This window comes from Kitasatospora sp. NPDC057198 (genome assembly GCF_042670125.1).
Classification (GTDB): domain Bacteria; phylum Actinomycetota; class Actinomycetes; order Streptomycetales; family Streptomycetaceae; genus Kitasatospora.
This window is the reverse complement of record NZ_JBHUWH010000521.1, coordinates 1-5,186: the sequence shown is the minus strand read 5'-3', so window position 1 is coordinate 5,186 and position 5,186 is coordinate 1. Positions and strand designations below refer to the sequence as shown.

Genomic DNA, 5,186 nt, shown 5'->3' with positions numbered 1-5,186 from the left:
GCCGACCCCGCTCGTCGTGGACCTGCCGCCCCCGCCCGGGAGCCGGCGGCGGGTGCTGGCGGCCGTCGGCGCGGCCCTGCTGGTGACGGCCGGCGTGGTGACGGCGGTGTCCTGGCCGGACGACCCGCCGCCGCTGCCCGACCAGGACACCGTCTGGGCCACCCGCACCGTCCGGCCGGACGGCACCGACATCGCGACGGTCGACGTCCCCGAGGGCGCGAAGCGGCTGGAGACCGAACTCCTGCTGAGCGACCCGAACCCGGGCAGCGGCGCCTGCACCGAGCTGACCGCCGAACTCACCACCGACCAGGGCGGCGCCAGCGGTCGGAAGCCCCCGGGCGCGAAGCTCTCCGTCCCGGTGCCCTCCGGCCGCACCGGCCTGCGCCTGACCCTGCACCTGCACGCCGGGGACGGCTGCGCCCAGAACGTCGACATCCAACGCGTCCGGTTCACCCGCTAGGAGGCCCACCGTGCCCAACCCGCACTCCGCCCGCCTGGCCGTCGGCCTGCTGCTGCTCGCCACCGCCGCGTCCGGCTGCTCCGGCGACGAGCCGAAGCCGTTCGAGAACCTGCCGCTCAAGGTCGGCTTCAAGACCGACCGGCCCGGCATGTCCGAGTTCACCGACAAGGGGGTGTACGACGGCTTCGAGCCGCACCTGACCATGAAGGTGCTCGGCTCCCGCAAGATCGACTACACCTCGCTGACGGTGACCACCGCCAACTGGGAGGACGCCCTCACCGACGGCAAGGCCAACCACAACAAGGTCGACCTGGTGGTCGCCGACATCTCCGAGCGCGACAGCCTCAAGCAGGACTACGACCTGGCCGGCCCCTACCTGCAGACCCCGCTGGGCGTGCTGCTGAAGGCCGACGACCCCCGGGTGGTCGCCAAGTCCGACGACCTCAAGCCGCTGCGGGTGTGCGTCTCCGGCGGCACCACCGCCGAGGCGCAGCTCAGGGACATCGGCCCGCGGGTCACCGTCACCGGTGCCGATCTCAAGGAGTGCCTGGACCGGGTCGACGACGACACCGCCGACGCCGTGCTCTCCGACTACCTGGTGCTGCAGGGCGTCGCCGCCAACTCCGGCAGCGGCGGCCGGCGCGCCTACCGGGTCGCCCGGGACGCCCACATCGGCAAGACCCAGTTCCTGGTGATGGTGCTGCCCAAGGGGCACCGGAAGGCGTGCGAGCTGCTCCGCGAGGCCATCAACGACTACCTCCAGGACCCGGACTGGATGAACACCCTGCGCACCTCGTTCGCCTTCGGCCCGGACTTCACCGACAAGGAGCTGCGCGACACCTTCAAGCCCGTCACCACCTCGGCCGGCGACCGCTGCTCGGCCTGAACTCCCCCGGGGATCAGCCCAGTTCCTCGTCCAGGCCCTGCTCGATCGCGTACCGGACCAGCTCCACCCGGTTGTGCAGCTGCAGCTTGCCCAGGGTGTTCTGGACGTGGTTCTGCACGGTGCGGTGCGAGAGCACCAGGCGGTCGGCGATCTGCCGGTAGGACAGGCCCTTGGCGACCAGCCGCAGCACCTCGGTCTCCCGCGGGGTCAGCTGCGGGACGGCCGGCGCGGCGGGGGTGCCGGGCTCGGCGGCGAGGCGGCGGAACTCGCCGAGCACCAGGCCCGCCAGGCCGGGGGTGAACACCGGGTCGCCGACGGCGGTGCGGCGCACCGCGTCGAGCAGTTCCTCGCGGCCCGCCGACTTCACCAGGTAGCCGGTGGCGCCGGACTTCACCGCCTCCAGCACGTCGGCGTGCTCGCCGCTGGCGGACAGCACCAGCACCCGCACCGCCGGATCGGCCTCCACCACCCGGCGGCACACCTCGGCGCCGGACAGCGCGGGCAGGTTGAGGTCCAGCACCACCACCTGCGGGGTGCTGGCGCGGGCCCGGCGCACCGCCTCCTCGCCGTCCCCGGCGGTGGCGACCACCGCGAACCCGGCCTCGGCCAGGTCCCGGGCCACCCCCTCGCGCCACATCGGGTGGTCGTCCACCACCATCACGCGCACCGGCTGGTCAGTCGTCATGCCCGCTCCTCGGCCACCGCAGTTCCACCTCGACGCCCTCGCCGGGCACCGAGTACAGCTCGGCGCTGCCGCCGAGGTCGAGCATCCGGCCGCGGATCGACTGCGCGACCCCGAGCCGGCCGTCCCGCTGCGCCTCGGCCAGCCGCCCGGCCGGGAAGCCGGGGCCGTCGTCGCGCACCGACACGGTGACCGCCTGCGGCTCGTCCTCGACCAGGATCCAGGCGCGGGCCGCCTCCCCCGCGTGCCGGCGGACGTTGTCCAGCGCGGCGGCGACCGCGGCGGCCAGTTCGGACGCGGCGGCGGCGGGCAGCAGGACGGGCGTGGCGGGCGCGGCGACGGTGATCCGCTCGTCGGCGTGCCGGGAGATCAGCGGACGCAGGTCCCGCTCGCCGTCCGCGTCCTCCTCGGCCGGCCGTCCGCCGGTCATCAGGGCCCGCAGCGCGCGCTCCTGCTCGCCGGCCAGCCGGCCCAGTTCGGCGGCGTCGCCCTGCTGGCGGTGCACCAGGGCGAGCACCTGGAGCACCCCGTCGTGGATGTCCCGGGAGAGGCGTTCGCGCTCCCGGGTGGCGGCCTCCACCTGGAGCGCCCGGGTGAGCACCGCCTCGCTGGCCCGAGCGAGTTCGATCACGTAGCCGATGGCGCAGCCCGCGAGCAGCAGCAGCACGATGTTGTGCAGGTTGTCGGGGCTGATCCCGCCGTGGCCGAGGATGTTGGCCGCGCCGATCACCGCGCCGGCGAACGCGGCGGCCCGCCAGCCGCCCTTGCCGGCGAAGCCCAGCACGGTGCCCGCCGCCCAGATGGTCGGCAGGGTCGGCGCGCCCGCGTGGATCCGGGCCGGGGTGTCGATGATCCCGCTCATCACGATGCCGGTCACCGCGGCCGTCAGGTCCATCCCCAGCACCGGCCAGGTGCACCGCTGGGGCCCGGCGAACGCCCGGGTGGAGGCCAGCGTCCACAGGCTCAGCGCGCCCAGGAAGATCCAGCCGGACACCGGGTGCAGGAACTGGTGGTACGCGGTGAGGTAGCGCAGCACCGCGTACGCCAGCGCGAGCACCCGGAAGTAGCCGATGGCGCGCCACAGCGGCAGCTCCACCGACATCCCGCCGGCCACCACGGCCGCCGCCACCCCGGCCGGCGCGGGCCGGGCCGCGACCGCCCCGGGCGGCGCGCCGTGCGGCACCGCGCCGTGCGGCACCGCGACGGCTGCGTGGTCCTCCATCGTCCGAACTCCCCCCGAGCTCCCCCGGCGACGGCCCGTCAGGCCCCGTCGGCCGTCCCGTCCTCCGCGGGCTTCCCGCCCTCCGCGGCCTCCGCGGGCTTCCCGTCCTTCTCGGCCTTCTCGGCCTTCTGCTGCGCCTTGCGGTCGGCGTCCGCGGCTTTCTTCTCCTCGGCGAGCTGCCGCTTGGCGGCGGTCGCGTAGACGTCCACGTACTCCTGGCCGGACAGCCGCATGATCTCGTACATCACCTCGTCGGTGACCGAGCGCAGGATGAACCGGTCGTTCTCCATGCCCCGGTAGCGGGAGAAGTCGAGCGGGCGGCCGATCCGGATGCCGGGCCGGACACCGAAGTTGGGCATCACCTGGCCGGGCGGCTGCACCTTCTCGGTGTCGATCATCGCGACCGGGATCACCGGGGCGCCGGTGGCCAGCGCGACCCGGGCCAGGCCGCCGACCTTGCCGCGGTACAGCTTGCCGTCGGGCGAGCGGGTGCCCTCCGGGTAGACGCCGAAGATCTCGCCGCGCTCGACCACCGCGATGCCGCTGCGGATCGCTGCCTCGCCGGCCCCGCGGGCGCCCGAGCGGTCCACCGGCAGCTGGCCGACGCCCTTGAAGAAGGCGGCGGTCAGCCGGCCCTTGATGCCGGGCGTGGTGAAGTACTCGGCCTTCGCGATGAAGGTCACCCGGCGCTTGAGCAGCGCGGGCAGGAAGAACGAGTCGGAGAACGAGAGGTGGTTGCTGGCCAGGATGGCCGGACCCTCGTCCGGGATGTTCTCCTCGCCCTCCATCCACGGCCGGAAGAAGATCCGCAGCAGCGGCGCGACGATCATCTTCATCAGTCGGTAGAACAACCGGGGCCTCCTGGGGTGCGGACCGGACGATCCTAATGCCCCCGCCTGTCGCCCGGCGCACCGGCGAACCGTCCGCCGGCGCACCGGGCCCCTGTACGGGGCATCGCGCCCGTGGGACGATCGAGCCGCCCTCACCACGCCCGCACCTCCAGGAGTCCCGCATGCCGCTGTTGCCGGGGGCCGAGCCGTACCGCCGAGCGGGCGGTCCGGTCGGTGTGCTGCTGGTTCACGGTTTCACCGGTTCCCCGCAGTCCATGCGCCCGTGGGCCGAGCACCTCGCCGACGCGGGCCTGACCGTCTCCGTCCCGCTGCTGCCCGGCCACGGCACCCGCTGGCAGGACCTCCAGCCCACCCGGTGGGAGGACTGGTACGCCACCGCGGAGACCGCCTTCGAGGAACTGGCCGCCACCTGCGAGCGGGTCTTCGTCTGCGCGCTCTCGATGGGCGGCTCGCTGGCCCTGCGGCTGGCCGCGGAGCACGGCGACCGGATCTCCGGACTGGTGCTCGTCAACCCCTCGGTGCGTTCCGACAACCCCGCGACGGTGCTTCTTCCGCTGCTGCGCCACCTGCTCCCCTCGCTCCCGGGCGTGGCCGGCGACATCGCCCTGCCCGGCGCCGCCGAGGTCGGCTACGACCGCGTCCCGCTGCACGCCGCCTGGTCACTGGCCCGGTTGTGGAAGGACGTCCGGACGGGAATGCCCTCGGTGACCCAGCCGGTTCTGCTGATGCACAGTCCGCAGGACCACGTGGTCTCGCCGCGCAACTCGGCCACCGTGCTCGCCCGGATATCCTCGACCGATGTGACGGAGCTGCTGCTGGAACGCAGCTTCCACGTGGCCACGCTGGACCACGACGCCGGCCTGATCTTCGAGGCGAGCCTCGACTTCGTCCGGCGGCTGGCCCCGGCAGCGGCGGTCGATGCCGGGAACCACTCGGGCTGAAAGGCCGAATGTGAACGAGACCAGCAAGGCGAACGACGACGAGGACCTGCCCCGCGAGGACGCTCGGGCGGCCGAGCCGGAGGCCGTCGAGTCGGAGGCCGTCGAGCCGAGGGCCGCCGGGGCCGGGGCGGCGGCCGCGCCCGC

6 protein-coding genes are annotated in these 5,186 nt (G+C 74.0%); 3 read left to right on the top strand and 3 right to left on the bottom strand.

Features of this window, described 5'->3' with window-relative positions; translation table 11 throughout:
• Positions 1-460, top strand: a 460-nt coding sequence (locus ACFUEL_RS34595) for a hypothetical protein (RefSeq protein ID WP_380241352.1), incomplete at its 5' end; no start/stop codon positions are given.
• Between the two features lie 10 nt (positions 461-470).
• Positions 471-1,346 carry a transporter substrate-binding domain-containing protein gene (locus tag ACFUEL_RS34590; protein ID WP_380241350.1) on the top strand — a complete coding sequence of 292 codons (876 nt, stop codon included), beginning with the start codon at positions 471-473 and terminating at the stop codon, positions 1,344-1,346.
• 13 nt (positions 1,347-1,359) lie between these two features.
• Here the strand turns inward: ACFUEL_RS34590 and ACFUEL_RS34585 are convergent, their stop codons facing one another.
• The 3 genes from ACFUEL_RS34585 to ACFUEL_RS34575 all read right to left on the bottom strand — a co-directional run bounded on the left by ACFUEL_RS34585 (position 1,360) and on the right by ACFUEL_RS34575 (position 4,086).
• Positions 1,360-2,031, bottom strand: coding sequence for a response regulator (locus ACFUEL_RS34585; RefSeq protein WP_380241348.1), 672 nt, complete (start codon positions 2,029-2,031; stop codon positions 1,360-1,362).
• Positions 2,021-3,130: a MacS family sensor histidine kinase gene (macS, locus tag ACFUEL_RS34580; protein WP_380241356.1), complete on the bottom strand. Its 1,110-nt coding sequence runs from the start codon at positions 3,128-3,130 to the stop codon at positions 2,021-2,023. Before macS ends, ACFUEL_RS34585 begins: the two co-directional genes overlap by 11 nt.
• Before the next feature lie 158 nt (positions 3,131-3,288).
• Positions 3,289-4,086: a 1-acyl-sn-glycerol-3-phosphate acyltransferase gene (locus tag ACFUEL_RS34575; RefSeq protein ID WP_380241354.1), complete on the bottom strand. Its 798-nt coding sequence runs from the start codon at positions 4,084-4,086 to the stop codon at positions 3,289-3,291.
• Positions 4,087-4,262: 176 nt separating this feature from the next.
• On the opposite strand from ACFUEL_RS34575, the gene ACFUEL_RS34570 reads away from it, so the two are divergent.
• On the top strand, positions 4,263-5,042 hold the full coding sequence (locus ACFUEL_RS34570) for an alpha/beta hydrolase (protein WP_380241346.1): 780 nt from the start codon (positions 4,263-4,265) through the stop codon (positions 5,040-5,042).
• The last annotated feature ends 144 nt before the right edge of the window (positions 5,043-5,186 follow it).